This window comes from Leisingera sp. ANG-Vp, from assembly GCF_000813725.1.
Lineage (GTDB): Bacteria > Pseudomonadota > Alphaproteobacteria > Rhodobacterales > Rhodobacteraceae > Leisingera.
The window spans coordinates 1-21709 of sequence record NZ_JWLD01000051.1; the positions used below are offsets into that span (position 1 = coordinate 1).

The 21709-nt window shown below is 64.0% G+C and carries 16 protein-coding genes and 1 tRNA gene; 6 read left to right on the plus strand and 11 right to left on the minus strand.

All coding sequences use genetic code 11. The features are described from left to right. A partial coding sequence (locus RA20_RS16775) for a PAS domain-containing protein (protein ID WP_039131284.1) occupies positions 1-422 on the minus strand: 422 nt, incomplete at its 3' end. A gap of 441 nt (positions 423-863) precedes the next feature. After that, positions 864-938: transfer RNA gene (locus tag RA20_RS16780), tRNA-Gln, on the minus strand. 49 nt (positions 939-987) lie between these two features. Here RA20_RS16780 and RA20_RS25440 point away from each other — a divergent pair. Continuing rightward, positions 988-1242, plus strand: coding sequence for a hypothetical protein (locus RA20_RS25440; protein ID WP_152618532.1), 255 nt, complete (start codon positions 988-990; stop codon positions 1240-1242). On the opposite strand, the gene RA20_RS16785 is transcribed toward RA20_RS25440, so the two are convergent. The 6 genes from RA20_RS16785 to RA20_RS16810 all read right to left on the minus strand — a co-directional run bounded on the left by RA20_RS16785 (position 1239) and on the right by RA20_RS16810 (position 10958). Next, positions 1239-3170, minus strand: a complete 1932-nt coding sequence (locus RA20_RS16785; protein ID WP_039131286.1) for an acyl CoA:acetate/3-ketoacid CoA transferase — start codon at positions 3168-3170, stop codon at positions 1239-1241. The genes RA20_RS25440 and RA20_RS16785 overlap by 4 nt on opposite strands. Positions 3171-3409: 239 nt before the next feature. Then, positions 3410-5497 (minus strand): peroxidase family protein, encoded by a 2088-nt coding sequence (locus RA20_RS16790; protein WP_039131289.1) that lies wholly within the window; start codon positions 5495-5497, stop codon positions 3410-3412. 211 nt (positions 5498-5708) lie between these two features. Further along, complete coding sequence (locus tag RA20_RS16795) at positions 5709-8090, minus strand: response regulator (RefSeq protein WP_039131291.1); 2382 nt, start codon at positions 8088-8090, stop codon at positions 5709-5711. 25 nt (positions 8091-8115) lie between these two features. After that, on the minus strand, positions 8116-9114 hold the full coding sequence (locus tag RA20_RS16800) for a cytochrome-c peroxidase (RefSeq protein WP_039131293.1): 999 nt from the start codon (positions 9112-9114) through the stop codon (positions 8116-8118). Between the two features lie 74 nt (positions 9115-9188). Continuing rightward, positions 9189-10424 carry an NnrS family protein gene (locus RA20_RS16805; protein WP_039131366.1) on the minus strand — a complete coding sequence of 412 codons (1236 nt, stop codon included), beginning with the start codon at positions 10422-10424 and terminating at the stop codon, positions 9189-9191. A gap of 285 nt (positions 10425-10709) precedes the next feature. Then, entirely contained in the window at positions 10710-10958 is a 249-nt protein-coding gene (locus RA20_RS16810) for a calcium-binding protein (RefSeq protein WP_039131296.1), read from the minus strand. 384 nt (positions 10959-11342) lie between these two features. Between RA20_RS16810 and RA20_RS16815 the strand changes: the two genes are divergently transcribed. Both RA20_RS16815 and RA20_RS16820 read left to right on the plus strand, forming a co-directional pair. Further along, positions 11343-12461, plus strand: coding sequence for a GNAT family N-acetyltransferase (locus RA20_RS16815; protein ID WP_039131299.1), 1119 nt, complete (start codon positions 11343-11345; stop codon positions 12459-12461). A gap of 22 nt (positions 12462-12483) precedes the next feature. Then, the gene (locus tag RA20_RS16820) at positions 12484-13716 is read left to right on the plus strand and encodes a polysaccharide biosynthesis/export family protein (protein ID WP_082018039.1); all 1233 of its coding nucleotides are present in this window, start codon (positions 12484-12486) and stop codon (positions 13714-13716) included. Between the two features lie 37 nt (positions 13717-13753). Here the strand turns inward: RA20_RS16820 and RA20_RS24730 are convergent, their stop codons facing one another. Beyond that, the gene (locus RA20_RS24730) at positions 13754-14917 is read right to left on the minus strand and encodes a glycosyltransferase (protein WP_052249039.1); all 1164 of its coding nucleotides are present in this window, start codon (positions 14915-14917) and stop codon (positions 13754-13756) included. 110 nt (positions 14918-15027) lie between these two features. On the opposite strand from RA20_RS24730, the gene RA20_RS16830 reads away from it, so the two are divergent. Beyond that, positions 15028-15798: a heparin lyase I family protein gene (locus RA20_RS16830; protein ID WP_039131302.1), complete on the plus strand. Its 771-nt coding sequence runs from the start codon at positions 15028-15030 to the stop codon at positions 15796-15798. A gap of 47 nt (positions 15799-15845) precedes the next feature. On the opposite strand, the gene RA20_RS16835 is transcribed toward RA20_RS16830, so the two are convergent. After that, positions 15846-16943, minus strand: a complete 1098-nt coding sequence (locus tag RA20_RS16835; protein ID WP_039131305.1) for a DegT/DnrJ/EryC1/StrS family aminotransferase — start codon at positions 16941-16943, stop codon at positions 15846-15848. Further along, positions 16940-18508 carry a murein biosynthesis integral membrane protein MurJ gene (gene murJ, locus RA20_RS16840; RefSeq protein WP_039131307.1) on the minus strand — a complete coding sequence of 523 codons (1569 nt, stop codon included), beginning with the start codon at positions 18506-18508 and terminating at the stop codon, positions 16940-16942. Before murJ ends, RA20_RS16835 begins: the two co-directional genes overlap by 4 nt. Before the next feature lie 451 nt (positions 18509-18959). Between murJ and RA20_RS24735 the strand changes: the two genes are divergently transcribed. Together RA20_RS24735 and RA20_RS16850 are read left to right on the plus strand one after the other, a co-directional pair. Beyond that, positions 18960-20090 (plus strand): sugar transferase, encoded by a 1131-nt coding sequence (locus tag RA20_RS24735; RefSeq protein ID WP_052249040.1) that lies wholly within the window; start codon positions 18960-18962, stop codon positions 20088-20090. Positions 20091-20202: 112 nt separating this feature from the next. Continuing rightward, a complete protein-coding gene (locus RA20_RS16850; protein WP_039131309.1) occupies positions 20203-21651 on the plus strand; it encodes a hypothetical protein in 1449 nt (482 codons plus the stop codon). The last annotated feature ends 58 nt before the right edge of the window (positions 21652-21709 follow it).

Consider the following 21709-nt stretch of genomic DNA (forward strand, 5'->3'; position numbering starts at 1 on the left):
TGCTCCGCCGTGCGGCGTTTTTCCTCAGTGATGTTGGTGGCGAACTTCACCACTTTCACCGGTTTGCCATCGGCATCAAAGATCGGGTTATACGAGGCGTTGATCCAGATTTCCTCGCCGCGCTTGCCAAAGCGTTTGTATTCCCCGGCCGAGAATTCGCCCATCGCCAGCTGCATCCAGAAATCCCGGTATTCATCCGATGCAGCGTAAGAGGGATCGCAGAACATCCGATGATGCTGGCCGCGGATTTCGTCCAGTGAATAGCCAACGGTCGAGAGGAAGTTCTCGTTGGCTGTCAGGATCGTCCCATCCAGCTCAAACTCAATGACAGCCTGAACACGGTTGATAGCGTCCACAACGCCTTGCAGATCCGCACCCGCCTTCAGAGACTCCGGAGTTTCGGAGATTTCTTTCGCACCCATAACCTTGCCTCACTCACAAAAAACTTTCTACGTGAATGTCGGGAAAACCCCTTAAAAATTGCCTACCGCTGTTTCCTTTTGAGGGTGCTTAATCTCAAAAAATCTACCGAAAATTGCGCATCCAAAACGGCATTCACGCAAGCAAACAGCTCTTCCGAAATGCTGGCCCGCCAGTGATCCGCTCACCTAAAATTCCGGTATCAACATGCCAGCCTGCCGCTATCGGCCCGCTGACGAGTGGTGTCGGTGGAGACCCGATGGTGGCGTCACTCGGGCCGCCAGGATTAGGAGCATCACCTTTGGATCTGCATGGATGGGCAGCCAGCCCGCCGACCCGCTCAGACGGTGCCGAAATCGCTCAATCCAACTGGAGCATAAATCGGGGCGCTTTGGAGCCTCTGAGGCGTCCAAGCTTCTTGTTTTGCTATGTCAGGAGGCCGATGGCTGGGGTGGTAGGATTCGAACCTACGGTACACGGTACCAAAAACCGCTGCCTTACCACTTGGCTACACCCCATCGGTGAGGCGCTGTCTAAAGTTTGTTGCGGGGGGGTGCAAGAGGGTTTTTGAAAAAAAGTGCAGTTCTTTTTCCAACCCTCCGGGAATCCTGGTTTTATCGATGTTCCGCTGTGGCAGGCCTCCAGCTGAAATGGCAGGAAATAGAAATGAATTTAAAGAGTTGCACGGTGATCGCAGCTGGAATTTCTGGGCGCGGGGCAGCCCTGAAAACAGCCTGCCCCAGCCTGTTGGGACAGGCCGGGGCAGGTGAAAACATGATCCGGCAGCGGCTGGAAGAGCAGCGCCGCCGGCCCGGGTATTAAGAGCCCCAGATCGCCTGATGCGCCTCTTCGCCGCTTTCGAAGATATGCGGCTGGACGCTGCGGCTGGCAAGCTCGCCCTGCATCTTCAGACGCATGAAGGCGCTGGTGGTGTAATGGGCAATCGACTCGCTGCTGGCCTCCAGGAGATGCCCGGCGGTGGCCGCGTAGTCATCCTGCAGATCCTCGGCGATGCGGAAGCCGTTCTGGTTCACCACCGTGTTCACGCCTGTGCCGCTCCTGGCAAAGGCCTCCTTCAGCACCCGGGTCAGATCCTCGATGTCGCGCTTCTTCTTGACGCTCCAGCCTTCCAGGTTGAGGAACATGGTATGGCGGGCGGCGTCATAGGTGACGCGTTCCGACAGGTTCAGGTTCAGCAGGTCATCAAGCAGCCCCATCGGTTCGTCGCGGAAGATGCGCGGGTCCATCTGGGTGACATTTTCGATGATCGGCTTGAACTCCATCTGGTCGAGGATATCGCGCTGCAGGTCGATGCCCGGGGCAATCTCGATCAGCTCCAAACCTTTGGGGGTCAGCTGCAGCACGCAGCGCTCGGTCACATAAAGCACCGGCTGCGAGCGTTTGGAGGCATAAGGCCCCGAGAAAGTGATCTGTTCGATCAGGCGCACAAATTTCTTGTTGCGGCCCTCCTGCACAATGCGCAGCTGGCCGTCTTCGACAGCAACCTTCAGTCCGCCTGCGGTGAAGGTGCCGGCAAAGACCACGGCGCGGGAGTTCTGCGAAATATTGATGAAACCGCCGCAGCCGTTCAAGCGGCCGCCGAAGCGGGAGGCGTTGACGCTGCCTTCGGCATCGCATTCCGCCATCCCGAGGCAGGTGAGGTCGAGGCCGCCGCCGTCGTAGAAGTCGAACATCTGGTTCTGGTCGATCACCGCATCGGCATTGGCGGAGGAGCCAAAGCTGGAGCCGCCCGCCAGAACGCCGCCAACGGCGCCGGCCTCGGTGGTGAGGGTGATGTACGGGGTGGCCTTCTCCTCGTTGGCCACGGCAGCGACGCCGTCCGGGGCGCCGACGCCGAGGTTCACAGCGCCATTGGGCGGCAGTTCAAAGGCTGCGCGGCGGGCGATGATTTTGCGCTGGTCCAGCGGCATCTTGGCGATGCCCTCAACCGGCACCCGGATTTCACCGGAGAGCGCCGGATTGTGCTGCACGCCGTAGTTCATCCGGTGCATGTCCGGGTCGTCAGCAACGCAGACACAGTCCACCAGCAGACCGGGGATTTTCACGTCCTTGGGTTTGATCGAACCGTCTTCGACGATGCGCTCAACCTGGGCAATGACAATGCCGCCGTTGTTATGGGCCGCCATCGCCTGGGCCAGGCAGTCCAGCGTCAGCGCCTCGCGCTCCATGCTGATGTTGCCCGAGCGGTCGGCACTGGTGCCGCGGATCAGCGCGACGTCGATCTTGGTGGCCTTGTAGAACAGCCATTCCTCGCCCTCGACCTCGTGGAAGCGGACGATGTCCTCCTGGGTTTTCTTGTTGACCTTGCCGCCGCCGTGGCGCGGGTCGACATAGGTGTGCAGGCCGACCTTGGAGAACAGGCCGGGCTGGCCCGCGGCACAGGCGCGGTAAAGCTGCGAGATCACCCCCTGGGGCAGGTTGTAGCCGCAGATTTTTTCCTCCTGCGCTGCCTGCGCCACTTTGGGCATACGGCCGAAATTGCCTGCGATCACCCGGCGCAGCAGGCCGTCGTGGTGCAGCCGCCCGGTGCCCAGGCCTTTGCTGTCGCCTGCACCTGCGCACATGATCAGGGTCAGATCGCGCGGAGCGCCTTCCTCAAGGAAACGTTTCTCCAGTGCCGCGTGCAGCAGTTCCGGAATGCAGCTTTGCACAAATCCGGTGGTGGTCACGACATCCCCGTCCCGGATCAGCGCCATTGCCTGTTCGGTGGTGGTTGTCTTGTCTTTCATGGCGGCGCGTCCTCCCCGATGCCTGTCGCCTTCCGCGCAGGCTTTGCTGCCTCACGGAAATCTGATCGGGCATTCTAGGGGCCGGCGGCGCGGTGGCAGACACCGGATTCCGTCAGCGTATGGCGGAGTTACGACATCGCCAGTTCCGGGCAGGACAGAAGTTTCCGATCGGAGGCTGCATGTTCCTGATGCGGAGGCGGGGAGGGGCACCGCTGAGCAATGCGGCTCCACAGCCGGCGTCAGAACAGGCTGTCGCCGGAGTCCTGCCATTCCTTCATGGTCACGTTTTCCAGCACAACCGACCATCCAGCGCCGTCGGACACCTGCAGCTGCCCATCAATTTCGGTGACTTGAAGCAGCCGTTTGGGGGTGCCCATTACCTTGATCCAATCCAGCCCGAGTTCGAAGTCGGTGATCGTGTCGTTGCCGTGCTGTGCGCTTCTGAATACAAAGCAATCGCTGCCGGCGCCGCCTGTCAGCAGGTCGTCGCCCTTGCCGCCGTTCAGCGTGTCATCGTGTTTGCCGCCGTCCAGGGTGTCATTGCCCTTGCCGCCGTTCAGCCTGTCATAGCCGCGGCCGCCGTCCAGCATGTCATTACCTTCGTTGCCGCGCAGCTGGTCCCTGTTGCCGCCGCCCAGAAGAATGTCGTTGCCATACCCGCCGCGCAGGTAGTCGTGGCCGCCGCCGCCATCCAGACAGTCGGCGCCGCCGTTGCCGTTCAGATTGTCATTGCCGCGGCCGCCTTGCAGGTCGTCGCAGGCGCCGTATCCAATCAGTGTGTCATTGCCGTCGCGGCCATGCAGGAAGTCACGCAGGGCGCCGCCCTGCAGAACATCATTGTCCTGAGTGCCGATGATCCGGTCCATGCCTCCGAAGATATCCTTTTGGATCAGCTCAATTTCGGTATTGCGCAGGATGATGTCGGACAGTTTCGTGTCCCAGAGTTTCTGCATTTCCCGTGCCGGGATGCCGTCGCGCCCCTCGCTCCAGAAGGGGTCGCCATCACGCAGCCGGGTGAATTGATCCACCATGACCGTGGTAAAGGTCTCGCCCAGCATGCCGTGGCCGTAGGCGTCTTCGGCCAGGCCGCCGATCCAGGCATCCACCTTGTCGGGGGTGCCATAGGCCTCTTCCAATTTGGCGGCAAGACCCGCGTCCGAAGTGATATCGTCAAAGCTGTCAGCCCGGGCCAGTCCCAGCGCCTCGCGCAGATCGTTGTAGCTGGCAACGCCCAGATCTCGGCCGCGCTGGATATTCAGCGCCGCCAGGTCAAACCCGCCGGCACCGGGCGGGCCGAACAGGAAAGAGCGCACGTCTTCCACCACCTTGGTGTCGATCGCCTCGGCGGTCTGCGAGGCGGCACCGCGGATGATATCTTCGATCATGCTGTCCTGTTTCATCAGCTCCGGCTGGAAGAACGCGTCCCGCAGTGCCAGCGGATCATAGCGGGTGCCATCCTCGCCGACCCGCTGCAGATTTGCCGACAAGAGCGTATGCCCCAGCCGGAACACCACGGTGGAGAACTCGATCGCGATGCCTGGGTTCACCGTTGCATCATAACCCTGGTATTCGCTCATTGCGCTGTCGCAGACCAGATAGGGCAGGAACTCCTTGTAGGTGACCGCCTGCACCAGCGCCTCGACCCGGGCACGGGCCGCCTCGAACAGCTGATCATCGGTCAGATAGGGGTCACGTTCTGCCAGCTCGTCAACCAGCCGGTTGTGCTCGCGGGTGAAGATCGTATGCATTGAAGACAGCGCCACATTTTCGGCGGCCCGCACATCGCCGGTCAGGAACCCGTCGCCGTCCCGGTACAGATGGCCGTCCTCGGTCAGCTTCAGCTTGCCGCCCTCGTCCCGCATGGCAGAGACCGTCTCTTCATCCGAGCCATAGATCATAGATGCATCGATATAAGCGGTGATCTCGTTGATGTATTTGCCGTCCTGCTGGTCCACCCGGGTAAAAGGGATGACCGCTTCGCCGGTGCCATAGGGGTCGAAATACGGATCTCCCGCCGGCACCGGTATATCGGCGCTGGTATAGGCTCCGGCACTGGTCAGCGACAGGTCATGATCCAGGAACTGCCCCCAGATCCACAGAAAATCAGAGGCGCATTCGCTGTTGTGGGTCGTGCCGTGCTGCACCGAAAGAATATTGGAGATTTCCCTGGCGCCGGGCCGGTCCGCGCCGGACATTTCGCCATCAGGTCCCAGATCGCTGGGGGCCAGATTCAGCAGCCCGGTACCGGTTGCGCCCCAGTCTGGATTGTCAGGGTTTGTGGAATAGCCATCGGCGGGGCGCGCGGCCCCGATCTGCAAATTGGACATGTGATCCCCCAATCACTCATTACTTTCACCGAAAATGCCGTTGCGCGCGGCCCGCAGGTCCCCTCTGCGGCCAGCGCTGGGCAAACGCCTGCAGCTTCCCGGAAATGCAATCCTGCCGGGACTCAGGCACTCAGCCAGTATATCACGTTTTTGTGTCGAATTGTGTCAATTTGTGATCGGTGCGCCAGGTAAGCAGCCTGGCCGCTGCGGGTCAGGCCCGGCGGGCGTGTGCCGCAGCGCTGACCGGAAGGCCGCTGCCGGTCCACTTAGCAATCTGTTCCAGCAGTTGCTGCTTGCGGACTGGTTTGGACAGGAAACCGACCATCCCCGCAGCACGGCAGGCGGCTTCATCTGTGCTCAGCACATTGGCTGTCAGCGCAAGGATCGGGCAGGGGGCGCGGCCGGTCTCCTGCTCCCAGGCGCGCAGCCGCCGGGTTGCCTCCAACCCGTCCATCACCGGCATCGACATATCCATCAGTACCAGGTCGAAAGGCTGCGCGGCAAAGGCGTCCACCGCTTCCTGGCCATTGCTGCACATGGTTATCCGGATTCCCGAGGGCGCCAGCATCTTCTTCAGCACCAATTGGTTGGTGCGGTTGTCCTCGGCCACCAGAAGCCGCAAATGGTCAAAGCCCGCCGATACCTGTTCTGTGCCGGGCGCGTCCGCAGCGGGCACCGCCGCCTCGGGCGCAGGGCGCAGCATGTCCTGCAGCGTGCGCAACAGCACCCGGTTGCGGGCGGGTTTCATCAGCACCTGCACAGCCTCCTGGTCCTTCAGCATCTGGTAGCCAGAGATCGCCTGGCTTCCGGCGCAGAACGCCACGGGCAGGCCCTGGCATCCGGCCAGGCTGCGGATGCAGCGGCACAGATCGCCGGCCTGCTGCGGCGGCAGGGTGTTCTCCACCAGCACAAGGTCCGGCGGCTGCCCGGCTGCGGCCATCTCCTCCAACTGCTCCAGCAATTCCGCCGGGCTGGCCGCGGCTGAAGTTTCTGCGCCCCAGTAGGCCAGCTGGCGCAGCCGCACATCGCGGGAAAACGCCAGATCCGCGGCCACCGCCACCCGCTTGCCAGCCATCGGCCGGGTTGCAGGCGCGGGCTGTGCGGCCACCGGAAGGGTTAGGCAGACCGTAAAGCAGGAACCTGTACCCGGCTCGGATTCGACATCGATCCTTCCGCCCATGGCCTCAGCCAGCCGGGCAGAGATTGCCAGTCCCAGCCCGGTGCCCTCAAAGCGCCGTGCGGTGCTGCTCTCCACTTGCTCAAAGGCGTGAAAAATCTGGCCGATGGCGTCTGCGGGGATGCCGACACCGGTGTCTCGCACGTCAACGCACAGCGGAATTTCATGGCTGGCATCATAATTCAGGGTGATGCTGACATGGCCCTTCAGTGTGAACTTGACGGCATTGCCCACCAGGTTCATCAGGATCTGCCGCACCCGGCCGCTGTCGCCGGTAAAAATGGCTGGAGTGGATTCCGGGATATCGATGCAGATCTCCACCCCTTTGGCAGTCGCACTGGGCGACATCAGCGTCGCGACATCATAGATCACGTCGCGCAGGTTGAAGGGCTGTTCCAGCATTTGTGCCTTCCCGGCTTCCAGCTTGGAGAAGTCGAGAATGTCGTTGACGATCCGCAGCAGCGCCTCGGAGGAGGCCAGGATGGTGCCAGTGCAGGACTGCTGTTCAGGCGTCAGATCGGTTTCATTCAGCACTTCCGCCATTCCCAGCACCCCGTTGATCGGGGTGCGGATTTCATGGCTCATGGTGGCCAGGAAGCGGGATTTGGTTTCCGTCGCGGCTTCGGCCCGGGTCTTTTCCTGCTGCAGCCGCTCGGCAATGCGCTTCTTCTCCCGGAGGCTGGACTGCAGGGTGTCGAGTGCGGCAAACACCGCGGCAATCTCGCCGCCGTCCTGGGCAGCGCCGTCCTGCTCTTCGCTGGCCAGCCGCCGCAGTTTGGAGGCTGCGGCCTGCATCGCTGCCGAAATCGCATGAGCTTTGCGCATGGCAAAGATCAGCGCCGCCGCCATGATCAGCGCCGTGCCTGTCAGCCCCAGCACAAAAATCCGCGACAGCGTCTGGTTCGCCGCAGCCACTGCCTGTTCCGCATGCACCGCGGCCAGTGCACTGACCATGCCGGCTTGTTTGGTGACCGCTTCGCTGCTCATGACCAGGGCGCTGGGCGTGGGAATTTCTGGAGCGGATTTGACCCCCAGCAGCACTACTGCCATTGCGCACCATTCCGCCAGGGCATCGTTCAGCGCTTCGGCTTCCCGGCGCAGGGGCGCCGGCAGCGGCAGCGCCAGCAGGGCGCTGAGATCGCGATTGATATCGTTCAGATGGGCCTGAAAACGGCTGGCCACTTCGTCCTGAGGGATCAGCCGGGTCATGGCGATCACCTCCTGGGCATAGTTCTCGGCTGCAATGATGCCGGACCCGACGCTGCTGGCGCGGCGGGTGACCTCCAGCGAGGCCTCAAGCACCGCGTCTTTGCGGCTGGAGGCATACATCGCCATGCTGCCCACCAGCAGCGCAGCAAACAGCGCCGCCATTGCGATGACAAGAACCGGCAGGACAATGGACCGTTTGATATTCATAAGGAGCAGCTTTCAGCCGGGGGCATCAGTTGGCCGGCAGAATAGGGGTTGGCACATTGGTTTCATTGTCCGTCAGCGTCTCAAGAAAGGCGATCAGGTCAGTTATCTCCTCTGCGCTGACAGCGAAACCTGTGATTTCCGCCTGCCGTCCGGTGCGGGCGCCGCCGTTGGCATAGTGGCGGATCACGGCGCGCAGCGAGGGCTGCGAACCGTTGTGCATGTAGGGCGCGCGCAGTGCGATATTGCGCAGCCCCGGGGTCTTGAAGCGCAAAGTGCCCTCTGGAGCCTGCGCCGCTGCCCCGCCGTGGCCGGGATCGCTGGACTGCAAGCCAATGTCATGCAGCTGATTATCGGTGAACATCCAGCCGGAGTGGCACGAGGCGCAATTCGCCTTGCCGGTGAACAGAGCAAAGCCGCGCTTGGCCGCCTCCGGCACGGCACCGGCATCGCCCTCCACCCAGCGGTCAAAGCTGGCCACGCCGCTGACAATAGTGCGCTGATAGGTGGCCAGCGCCGTCAGAATGGTTTCTTTGCGGATGCCGCGGCCGGGAAAAAGCCGCTCAAACCAGGCCTTGTAGTCGCTGACCGCTGACAGCCGCGCCACGATGCCGTCAAAGGTTGCGTTCATCTCGTCCGGCGCGGTGATCGGCCCGATCGCCTGTTCCTCCAGGCTGTTTGCGCGCCCGTCCCAGAACAGCGGCGTGATCCAGGCGGCATTCAGGATCGTTGGCGCATGGCGGAGCACCGGCGTATTGGCAGCGCCGATAGCCTTGGGCACCGGGGTTTCCCAGCCGAAAGAGGGATTATGGCAGCTGGAACAGCTGATGTTCTGTCCGCCCGACAGCCGCGGATCAAAGAACAGCATTTTGCCCAGGGTGGCAATTTCCCGGCTGTATGGCGCAGACGGCGGGAACGGAATGGTCTCCGGGCGGCGGAAGTCCTCAAGCCCGGCGGGTTGCGCCAGACTCTGGACAGTCCACAGCAGCAGTGCCGCAAATGCGGCAGCAGCAGCTTTCCACTGCATCCGGGACCTCCTCTTACCTCACAATGTCTCCATAACTCGAATGGCATAATCTGAGAAGGCCGTTAAGATTTCGATTATGCGGCGGGGGGTGTGCCTGGACCGGATTTGGCTGCCGCATCCGGCGCGCCGGACGCCCGCTTGGGCCCCAGCCGCCGGGTGACCAGCCAGGGGCCGGTCCGCAACGCCATCAGCGCAAAGCCAGCGGTCCAAAACACGGCTGACAGGGTGATCCCGTCCCAGCCTGCTGCCAGAAGCCCGGTTCCTGCAGCGCGCAGCCCGGCAGCGCCCAGCACCAGCGCAAAGGCCGCCGTCAGGACCGGGCCCGCCGCCAGCGCCCTTCCGCTGTGCCCCATGGCAGCGCGCATCATAACTGCCAAAGTCATGCCGCCGATTGCACCGATGCCCAAAAGATGCACGGCAGCCGCCGGCTCCAGCAGGCCGAACGGCACGGCACCGGCAGCCAGCAAGCCGGCGGGCACCATCGCATAGGCCGCGTGCAGCATGAACAGGAGCGGGTCGCTCATGGCAGCCAGCCCGCGCCAGCGGGACAGGCGCAGGGTATGCAGCAGTCCGGCCGCCAGCAGCAGTGCCCCAGTAACGGCCGCCCACGGGGCCAGCACCCAGGCCAGCAGCGCCGCTGCACCAGCTGCCAGGCAGGCGGCATCAAACCGGCCAAAGGGCACAGGCATCCGCGAAACCGCCTGTTTCGCCAGCCAGTTACGGGTGAAGCTTGGCACGATCCGCCCGCCGATCAGCATGATCAGAAAGATCAGCACCGCAAGACCCAGGCGCCGCGACACATCCGCAACGCCCTCGGTCATGGCTTCGATATGAAACAGGGCATTGGCCAGCCCCAGCAGCACGACCGGCACCAGAACCTTGAGGTTGCGCCAGTTTTCGCCGGCGATGATTTCGCGCGCGATCATCACCGCAACCGCGGCCAGAAAACTGCAATCCACCGCCATCACACCAAGCGGCGGCAGCCGCAGCCAGCCTGCCAGGGCGAGCCGCCCCAGCAGCCACAGGCCCAGCAGCGCTGCCAGCGGCCAGCCGCGCGCAGGCATCCGCCCGGTCCAGTTCGGCACCGCGGTGAACAGGAAACCGGCAACAACCGCAGCGCCGTAGCCAAAGATCATCTCGTGGCTATGCCAGTCTGAGGCCAGGAACGGCCCGTTGAATTCCAGCTCTCCCAGCCAGATCAGCATCCAGACAGGAACCGCCAGCAGGGCACAGAGGCAAGCCGCCAGAAAAAACGGCCTGAAGCCGAAGGACAGAAAAGCAGGGCCATCATAATTCTTGCGCGCGCTCATGTTCGTCTCCGCCGTGCGGAGCTGCTGCGAACAGCCCGGCACCGGTTCAAGTGTCGTCATGCGCATTGTTATGCGGCTTTGGCCGCCAGCGGACCTTGAGCTTCCTCAACTTCGCTCCGCTTTTGCCAGGGCCCTGGACAGGCAAGCGCCCGGCAGACCGCACCTGAATGGAGAACCTGACGGAAAAAGGCCCCGCGCAAGCAGGGCCTGGAACCATTTAACATCGGGCGGGACAAAAGGTGGCAAGGCGGCCCGGTGTTCGGGGGGAGCCGCCTTGCCGCGGTATCAGCCGGCCGTTGCCAGAAGGCCGGCTTCCGCCGCTGCCTGAACCTCGGCCAGGTCCGCTTCGCCATCGGCATTGGCGTCGATGGTGGCAAAGGTTTCTGCGGTCAGATCCGGGAACGCGGCCTGCAGTTCTTCGAGCGAATAGGTGCCGTTGCCGTCAGCGTCGGCTTCGGTGATGGATTCCATCGCGGCCAGCGGCGAGGCGGCCAGAGCAGCAAAAGCGGCGGCGGTCAGCGCGAATTTTTTCATGTGAGACACTCCGTTCATGTGTTTGTTTCTTCCTGCGGCCACGGTGTTCCGTGTGCCGTGGCCTAGAGCTAGAACCTGCACTGGCCTGCTGCTATCCCTTTGGAGCCAAGCGGCAAATTCCGGCGCTGCCCTGCCGGAACCGGGTGCCCGGCTCGGCATTTTGCCGCCCTGCGCAAATGCTGATCCTTTCTCCGCTCAGCGGCCTGGACCGATCCTGCAAGTTTCTGCCGGGGCGGCTTTCAGTCCGCGCTTCCCCCCTTGCGCCGGGCCGCCGGAACCCGGCTGGCGTTCACTTTCTGCAGCGCCTGCGTGGACAAGGCGCAATTGCCATCTAGGTTGCAAAGAGGTGTGTATAGGTGTGCGGCGGGTGTTGTGGCTGCAAAAATGGAAATTGTAACGGATCCCGGAGCGCTGGAAGCGCTGCGGCCTGCCTGGGCAGAGCTGCACCGCGCCTCCGGCGGCGGGCCGTTTTCCTCAATGGGCTGGATCCTGGCGTGGATTGCGGGTTTCGGCAATGGCGCCCGGCCGCGGATCGGTTGCGCCTGGCGTGACGGCCAGCTGGTGGCGGCGCTTCCGCTGGGTGTAAACCGGGCTCCTTTGTGGAAAGGCGGTCCCCGGCTGCGCAGGCTTTCGATGCTGTGCAGCGACCGGGCCGGGTTTCATGACGTGCTCGCAGCTCCGGGGCATGGCCGGGAGGCCGCCGGGCTGATGGAAAACCTTCTTGCGGCCCGCGACTGGGACGTGGCGGATCTAACCCCGATGCGGGTGGCGGGTGCCTATGGCCGGATCCGCGCCGCTACCGCTCAGGGGCGCCTCCGCAACCGCCAGCGCGGTGAGATCCGCGCCGGGGTCTGCCGCCATGACGATGGCTGGGAGGCCTGCCTGTCCCGCCGCAGCCGTGATTTCCGCAAATCCCTGCGCTCCGGCCGCCGTGCGCTGGCCAAGACCGAATTTCAGTTGCTGACCGCCACCAAACCGGGGCCGGCGGCGGATCGCATTCTTGACGGTGCGCTGACCGTTTCCGCCCGCACCTGGAAGGCGCGCATGGGGACCGACATCGGTACTGACACCGGCACCCGCCGGTTCTTTCAGGCGCTGTGGCGGAACATGTCGGCCAGCGGCACCATGGCTGTGCATCTGCTGGTGATCGACGGCCGCGAGGCCGCCAGCTGCATTTGCCTGGAGGCGGGGGATACCTCTTACGGGCTGATCCTCGATTTTGATGAAAGCTTCCGCAAGATCTCGCCCGGGCGGATCATGGCCGCGACTTGTATCGAGACCGCGGCGGCCCGCGGCCTGCACTATACCAACATGCTGCGCTCGACACCGTTCCTGGACCGGCTGGCAGATGACTTCGAAAGCTTCCAGCGGCTGCGCATCTGCCGCCGCTACGGCTATGCCGATCTGCTGCTGACCGCGCAGGAGCTGCTGCGCCCGGTCGGGGCCAGGGCGCGCAAACTGAAACAGCTGCGCACGCGCAAGCGGTCGGCCTATGTCAGCTGACCGGCGGTGAAGGGGAAAGACCATGACCTGGGGGAGAAACAGGGTTAAGCACTTGGCACGCAAGGCTGCGGGGCTGGCGGCCCTTTTATGCATGGTGCCCGTTCCGGTTTTTGCAGCGGAACTGCTGCTGGGACCGGGCGATGAAATCAGTGTTTCGGTGCTGAACCGCGACGACCTGAGCCGGACCTACAAGCTGCGCCAGGACGGCCATGTTTCGCTGCATCTGGCTGGTGAAGTCCGTGCCGAGGGCCTGACCGCGGCCGAACTGGAGCTCTGGCTGGAACAGCAGCTGACCGAGCGCACCGGCCTGCCGGCCTCGGTGGCGGTCAGCGTGTCTTCCTGGCGTCCGGTCTATGCGCTGGGCGATGTGGTGATCCCGGGCGAGATTGCCTTCCGCGACGGGCTGACCGTCGGGCGCATCCTGGCAGTTTCCGGCGGCCTCTATCCGCGCGAAAGCGAAAGCGTGTCCAGCCAGCTGGACATCCGCATCGCCGATGAACAGGCCCGGATCACCGTGCGCCGCTCCACCCTGGTGGAGCTGCATTCCCGGCGGCTGCGCCTGCTGGCGGAATCCTCGGGCGCAGTGGAGATTGCTCCGGATGCGCAGTTTTCGGCGCTGGCCGGGCCGGAGGCCGATCAGCTGATGGCCGAACAGCTGGAAATCCTGCGCAGCCGCCAGGACCGGGCGCAGGTGCGTGCTGCCGCAGCTCAGGCCCAGGCGCAGCTTGCTGATCAGGAGGCCCAGGCGCTGGCCCGGCAGCAGGCGATCCTACGCGAGCAGATCGAAACCAGCGCCAAGGCGCTGGCTGATCTCGAAGGGCTGCTGGACCGCGGCTTGACCAGCACCGAGCGGGTGCGCCAGCTGCGCACCATCTACAACGACGAAAACATCGAGATGATGCTGGCCGCCAGCTATGAGGCCCGCGCCCGCCAAAGCGAGACGAGCCTGCTGGCCTCGATCGAAGACGCCTACCGGGTCCGGCGCGAGGAGATTGCCTCCGGCCTGTCCAGCGTCATGGTCAGCATCCGGGCCGAGGAGGCCGAAATCGAAGCCTCGCGCGAGCTGATCCGGGCGCTGTCGGCGGCACTGGGCGAGGTGCCCGCCACCGGTCCGCTGCTGCCCGCTGAATACCGCATCCGCCGCAACACCCGTGCCGGCGAGGAAATCCTGCCAGCCGCGCTGGAAACCCGGGTGCTGCCCGGCGATCTGGTGGAAGTCCGCCGCGGCGGCTTTGCCGAGCTGGAGCCCGGGTAAACACCCCGAAGTGCAACAGGCCGCAGTTCAGCCAGGTTCATCTGCCGCGCGCGGTTGCGCTGCGCCCAGGTTCCGGCGCCGCAGCAGCCGGCACCAGCAAACCGCTGGCAAGGTTTTCAAACGCCCGCACCGCTGTTGCCGCCAGGTAAGGATCTGCGGCTTTCCTAGCCTCTTCCAGAAACTGCGGGTCTACAGGGCGGCTGAGCGCGCGCCGGATCGCCGCGGCCAGCATTTGCACATTGCCCGGTTCCACCAGTACCCCGTGCCTGCCGCCCTGCAGGATTGCTTCCGGCCCCAGGCAGCGGCTGGCAATCAGCGGCGTGCCTGCGGCCAGCGCCTCAACCGCCACATTGCCGAACCCCTCCCGCAAGGAGGGCAGCACTGCCAGCTCTGCCCGCGCAAAATCGTGCAGCAGGTTGCCGGAGTACCCCATCAGACGCACCCGCTCCGCTGCGCCCAGGCGCAAAGCAAGCTGCTCGAGGGCGGCTCTTTCGGGTCCCGAGCCGTAAATCAGCAGTTCGGCCTGCGGATGCATTTCCAGAACCTCCGCAAAGGCGCGGATCAGTACATCATGCCCCTTGTCTTTTATCAGCCGCCCGGCAGCCGCGATCCGCCCCGGCAGCCGCTCCGGCGGGTCCGCTTGCAACTCTGCCAGCTCGGCGTCTTCCAGGACTGGATTGGGCAGGCAGGCCAGGGGCGGTCCCGGCAGAGCCAGCGCTTTCAGCCAGCCTTCACCAATTGCCTGCAGCGGCACAGCCAAGCGGTCCGCCCGCGGGTAAAGCAGCCGGATCAGCCCCCGCCGCAGGCGCGGGCGGCGCGCCTTGGCCAGGTAGTTCTCAACCGTGGTGTGCTCCGAGAGCACCAGCCTGGGCCGCTGCCGCCTGGGCATCATTGAAACCGCCAGTGCCGCCGACAGGTTCATCGCATTGGTGCCGCTGTACAAAAGCTTTACCCGGTGCTGCCGCAGAAGCCGTGCCAGCGCCCAGGCCCGCGGCAGCAGGCCCTTGCCGCCGCAGCCCGCCACCAGGACATCCTGCGGCAGATCCCGCAGCAGTTCGCCTTCGCAGCGGTTCAGGATCAGCAGCGGCGACCAGCGGCTGCGGTCCAGATGAGTCAGCAGCGCGCGCACGACCACCTCGATTCCGCCCGCCTTCAGATGCGGCAGGGCAAAGGCAATCCGCTGCGGCTGGCTGTCTGGCATGGAGTGTTCCCGTCTATTGCTTCCATTCCCCGGCCGGCTGCAATTTCCCGGGCCTGGCGCCGATCGGGCGCTATATCAATTTGCAGTGTTGAGTTGAGAGTAGGTCCGCCATGAACATGCTCAAGTGCATCCCGCCTTTGCCGGGGCTTTTCCTTTTCGCTGCCCTGGCTGCAACGGCTCCGCAGCCTGCGGCAGCCGAAAGCGGTTCCTGCACACCGGACAGCCGCCACTGGGTGTTTGAAGCGGCAGAGAAGAACGGCGGCTTTGCCTTTGTACAGCTGCAGCGTGGCGAAGCAGCCCAGGTGCAGGATCCGCTGCAGCCGGGCAATCAGGTGGCGCATCTGGTGGCAGGCCCCAAGAAACGGGGCAAAGTGGGCAAGGCCGATTATGTGCACCGCTTCGATCCCTTGCCGGCAGGTACTGTGATCTCGATGCAGGCACGGATGTATTTCCCGCCGGAGACACCGCTCAACAGTGTTATTCTGATGGATCTGGAATGCGCCTCCTGCGGGCTCGACACCAATCCAGGGATCCGTCTTTACCTGCGCAAGGGGCTGCTTCGGGTGGACCGCTCCAAGATCGGCATCCAACAGCCGTTCCTCTCCACAGTGCCGCGGCTGCTGCAGCCCGGCACTTGGCATGAGATCACCTGGCAGGTCACGCTTGGCAAAGGCGCTGAAGGGCACTCGCTGGTGATGCTGGACGGCGAGGTGGTCAGCGATGCCCGCGGCACCACTATGCTGACACAGGAAATTGTCAGGCAATATGCGGAAATCACCGTGCAGGAACAGGTGGACCGCTTTCAGGTCGGGCTTACCGCAAATTCCAACAAGCAGCCCGCAGCTCTGTTTCTGGACGACGTCCGTTTCTGTCTGCTTTGACCTGCGCTGCGGGTGACCCCGCGGCGGGCGCCCGGTTTGTCTTCTGCTCATGCAACTGCTTGATGGAGCGCTTCGCAGATCCGCTGCATATCTGCAGGGACCAGCCCGGCATGCACCGGCAGCCGCAGCACAGAGCGTTTCAGGTCTTGGGCGCCGGGATGTTCCGTCAAATCCACAGCCGGATGAAACTGCCGCCAGAACCGCACCGACTGGATGCCGGCTGCTTGCAATCGATGATGAACACGGTCGGCGTCTGGCGTGAAAAGCGGAAAGAACGCAGGACAGGCGCCAACTGGTAAGTCCGGCAGCAAGGGGCGCATTCCCGCCCGGCGCGGCACACTCGCCTGCAGTGTCTCATAGTTGCGCCGGTGTGCGGCTTTGACGGCGGCCGCATCGGTGCCGCGCAGCAGCAGCCGGGTCAGCAAGGACATCCGCCCGCCCATATCCATCGGTGTAATCCCAGCCCGGCTGTGCCAGCATTCCAGCTGCCGCGGATCAGGAGAGGACGCGATAGCTGGCGCCGATGCTGCAAGGGTCCGCCGCATCACCCCTTTGAAACCAGCCAGCACCGCCCGCAGCGGCGGCGGCTGCAGCCGCGCCAGCGCCCGGGGCTGAGGCTTGCGCAGCCACAACGCGCCGCCCTCCGGCAGCGGCAGTGTCTTGACCAGGCTGAACACCGACATATCGCCCTGGCTGCCCAGCGGCACTGCGTTCTGCGTACAGGAAAACAACCCCAGCGCCACATCCTCGATCAGCACCGCGCCATGTGCCCGGGCCAGCTCCAGCAGCGCTTCAGCCGGCTGGCCGTAGCCGAAGTAATGGATCGCATAGACCGCCGCGATGCCGCCCTTGGCCAACTGCTGCGCTACATTCTCCAGATCTGCGCTCAGATCCGGGTTCAGCCGGTAGAGCGCCACCTGCAGCCCGGCTGCCAGTACGGCATCGGCCTCCGAGCCGCAGTGCCAGGCCGGCAGCAGTACTGCCGCGCCTTTGGGCAGCTCCAGTGCCCGCAGCCCCTCGCGGATGGCAAAGCGGCCGTTGCGGGTCAGATGGGCATTTGCACTGTCGAACGGAAACGGCAGCGCGGCGCCGTGCATTCTCAGCTGAAGCGGCGGTGATTTCCGGATCAGGACGTCAGGGCTCATGCGGTGCCCCGCCGGATTGCCTTGCGCAGTATTCCGCGGACGCGGGCCAGCTCCGGCACCTTCAGCACCGTTGCCACCGCGGCAAAGACAAGAGCGCCGCAAACAGCGGACAGAACCGCGACCGACAGCATTTCGAGCCGGCCGGCCAGCTCCCGGGCCGCTGCCGCTTGCACCATCCAGACCGCCGCCGCCGCCGCGGCAGAGGCCAGCGCCATGGCGGCAAAGGATCCCGCCTCGCGCAGCCGCACCGGGGCGCCGATGGCCTGCACTAGCCGAACATAGAGAACGATCAGCAGGGCAGACATCGCCGCCAGGGAGGCCAGCGGTACCGCCAGCACGCCAAGGACCGGCAGCAGCAGCCAATTCAATCCCACCCGCACCGCCAGAGACACCGCGATACCGGTGAAGATGATTTTCAGATGCGGCGCCCTGGGATCGGCAAACAGTGCGGATGCCAGCGTCCCCAGCAAGGCGTTCACCACTAATAGCGGCGCCAGCAGCGCAATAATGCTGGCAGTTTGCTCCACAGCCCAGGGCTCAAAGGCACCATGCCCCAGCAGCACCGAGACCGCCGGGCGGTTCAGCATGAACAGCACCACGGCGGCGGGCATCACAAACAGCAGCGTCGCCCGTACCGCATCCTGCACGCTCTTGCGGAAGGCTTCTTGGCGGCCGCGGGCCAGGTGGCTGGCAAATTCGGTGTAGTAGACAATGATCACGCTGCTGGTCACCACGCCCGGCGCCATGTTGGTCATGCGCTGGGCAAACTCCAGTGTAGCGACGCTGCCCGCACCGGTGAGCGAGGCCATAGCCATGTCGATCCAGCCGGCGCCAAACAGGTGAAACTGCGCCAGCAGCATGGCCCAGATCCGGCTGCGCGAATAGGGCAGCTGCTGGCCGCTGCTGTCCGGCTGCGGCGTCCACTCCTGTGCCAGAGCACGGCGGATGCAGACCGCAAAGAAACAGGCCATCGCCACGGTGCCTGCCGCAATCGCCAACGCCACCGCACCCAGCCCGAAGGCAAAGACCGGCACCAGCGCCAGCGCTGCCGCGGCGCAAGCCCGCGGCAGCAGCCGCGCAATCACCGGCAGCCGGAACAGCCGCAGCGCATTCAGCACTGCGCCGGACAGGGCAGTGGCCGCCGACAACGGCAGCACCGCCAGCAGGATCCGCAGGTACACAGTGGCATTTGCATGCTGCTCTGCGCTGAAGCCGGGCGCCAGCAGTCGGGTCAGCGCCGGGGCAAAAACAAAAGCGGCGGCGCAGAGCACCGCCGCCGCCAGCAGAATCTGCCAGCTGCGTTTGCGCAAGTGCCTGGCCAGGACCTGCAGCCCTTCGGTTTCAGCCATCCGCACCATAGGAGGCACCTGCAGAAACTGAAGCGTCCGCTCCAGCCCGGCTGCAATGTTTGAGACCACGCGGCGGGCCAGGAAGAATGCGTCCGAAGACGCCCCGGCACCAAAAAGATTGGCAATTGCCAGCGCAATTGCCAGGCTTAGCGCCATCCCGATGGATTTCCAGAAAGTCACCGAAATAATGCTGCGCAGGGTTCCATTCTGTTTCATGCGCTGCGCTTTCCGGCGTCCTCAAAAATCTGTTCCAACTATTCAGATTAGCGCCCTTCCCCGGGGCGGCCATTAAAATGCATCACTTTTTCGAAAGCTTGCTCCGGGCGCCATGCGCAAGAGAATGGAGGTTCTAATGTATTGCATTATTTCAGTGGCTTATGTGGTGGTAACTCCTTCGGCGTATGCCGCTTGGCCAATTGACACGAATCACCCTGTTCCGTTCCATCGTATGCGGGGGATGACGCAGCTGTTGCCGGGCTATTGTTGAAAGCGCGGTGAATTGGCTTGCGAAATGCATTCGTAAATACTGGGAATTGTATAGGGGGATACAATGAACCGGGCTTTTGTTCGCGGATCAGCCGGGGGGGCTGATGGCGCGAAATCTATAAATGGCGAAAGATCTGTGCCGTCCAGGCCAGCCGTTTCAGCGGCCAGGCCGCTTGGGAGAGTGAACGAGGGACCGCAGGACAGGCTGCAGAGCCGCCCAAGAACCGGAGACTGGCCGGAAACAGCAAACAGGCTGGATGCCGGGCCGGACGCCGGGGCGTGCCGCGCCGAGGCAGCACCGCGCGGGCTGCTGAGCGGTGCCGAACTGCGCACTGGCTACGCTCCTGGAAACCCGCTTTTCGATGCCATTCTCAACCGCGGCCTGGCTCTTTTGCTGCTGCCGCTGGTCAGCCCGCTTATGCTGTTGATAATCATGCTGCAAAAGGTACTGGTGCGGGGGCCGGTGTTCTATGCCGGGCCGCGGCTCGGCAAGGACCGCAAGGTATTCAGCATCTTCAAGTTCCGCACTCTCAGCTTCAAGGCCGGCACCGTCACCCGAGACCGGACCCTGCCGCGCCGCTCGATGACGGAGACCCGCATCGGCATCTACCTGCGCCGCTCGCGGCTGGATGAACTGCCGCAGTTGTTCAACATCCTACGCGGTGACATGGTGTTCTTCGGGCCGCGTCCGATCCGCCCCGAAATCGAAGAGGTCTACCGCAAGGAGGCGCCCGGCTATGAGGAGCGCTTCCGCATCCGTCCCGGGCTGGTCGGGTTCGCCCAGGCGCTGATGACCCATGAGACCCCCAAAGCCCTGCGCGCCCGCTTCAACCGCATGTGCTGCCGCACCCCGATCCGTTACGGCGCTGCCTTCAGCTTTCTCGCCTACGTCGGCTTCTGCGTGCTGCGCAAATCTATCCGGCTTGCTGTCTCCGGCCTCACCGCCCAGTTCCGGCCGCTGGCCGAGCACAGGTGGCTGCGGGCCGGTTTCAACTGCCCGCCCGACAGCCGGGTCGAGCTTGACGAGGGCAACAGCACCCACATCGGCGCCATCTGCGGCATTTCCGACGAAGTGCTGCAATTCATCTCGACCAGGCCCTTTCCACAAGGCGAGCATTTCGTGATGCTGACCCGCAAGCGCCGGTCCGGCCGGGTCTGCCGCCTCAAGGTGCGGGCCAGAATCGAACACAGTGAGCCGGTTGGCATCGGCAAAAGCGGCTTTGCCAACTTTGCCACTTATTCAACCACCTCTCTTGCCGCCCGGCATTTTGTCGAGAGGTATTTGCTTCAGTCTTCGGTGATTTCCTCATGACTTGGCACGGGCGGCAGCGGGGGGCAGCCGCCCGTGCTGGAGCCAAAGGGCGCTGGACAGGGCATCCAGCCTCGCCAGTCCGGCAATGCCGCACTCTGGGGGGGACGCAGCCATGACCGCGCATTACCGGCAGTTGCTGCTGTATTACCGGGGGCTGATCCTGGTGGCCTTTCTGGCTCTGGTCGGCGGCACCGCAGCGCTCAGCACTCTTTTCCTCTATGTGGCGCCGCTCTACACCAGCTCTGCCAAGGTCTCGCTGCTGCCGACCCAGACCGAACTGGCCTATAGCCAGACCTTTGTGCGCTCCACGACCATCAACCCGGCCAATCTGCTGACCCAGACCCACGTCGAATACCTGCTCAGCCGCGAGATCGCCGCCAAGACCGTGGACCGGCTGACGCGCGAACTGCAGCCCAGCCAGCCGCCGGCTGCAGCTGAGATCGTGGAAACAGAGAAGGCACCGGGCCTGAAGCAGCAGGTTGCCCAGCGGTTCACCAGCTTCCGCCGCAATTTCCGCCGCATCTACAACACGCTGAACTCGGGCAAGCACGTGGTGCAGGACCCGCTGACCGATGCGGTGCTGACGCTGCAGGACGCCATCGGGGTCGAGATGGTCGAAGGCACTTACATCATGCAGATCAAGGTGACCTGGGATAAGCCGGAGATCGCCGCGCTGGCCGCCAATCTGCTGGCCGAGGAATATGTGGCGCATCTGCGGGCCCAGGCCGACGCAGCCTCGCGCCAGCTGGAGGCCGCCTTGCGCCAGGAGATTGCCAAGGGCGATAGCAATTTCACCGAACTGGAGGATCAGATCAACGCACTGCGGCTGGCCCGCGCCAACAATTTTTCGATGATGCGGGTGATCGATCCGGCGGTAGAGCCAGTCTATCCCAGTTTTCCAAAGGTGATTGTTTTCACTGTGTTTTCCATCGTCGGATGGGTGATGGTCTCGGCTTTTCTTGTGATCAGCGCCGACACTTTCTCCAGCACCATCAAAACCGAAAGCGACCTGCAGCGCCTGTTTGGCCCGCGTGCCCTGGGCACTCTGCCGCTGAGGCGGCCGAAACGTGCCAAGCTGGCCGAGCTGGCCAAAATGATGAATTTGCAGTGCAACGCCATGCCCTGCCAAGGCGCCGTAACCGCGCTGGGCAGCGATGAGGAATGCCGCCGCCTGACCGCAGTGATCGAGGTTGCTCTGCGCCGCCTCAAAGGCTGGCAGAAGCTCAAGGTGAGGCGCCTTGAGGACAGTGAAACCGCGGTGCAAGGCCAGGCGGGCGGCGCTGCTTTGCAGGCGGTGCCCGGCGGCCGCGGCAGCCAGCCGGTGATCCAGCTTGGCCGCCCGCTGGGCGGGCGGGCCGGCGCTGCGCCGACCAATGGCGTCAAGGTGACCGACCTTGGCGGCGGCGCCGAAAGCTTCTCAATGAGCAAAGCCTGCGGTTTCAACTGGGTGGTGATCGGCATCCGCCCCGGCGGCGCCACTGAGGAGGCGTTGCAGGGTACGGCCGCGCGGCTGCGCGAGCAAGGGGTGGCGAATATCTTTGGCGTGTTTTTGAAAGGCTGACAGGAGGTTACCTGGGTGTGCGGGGGCATAAGACATCCCTAACCAGCTGCCGCGCGGC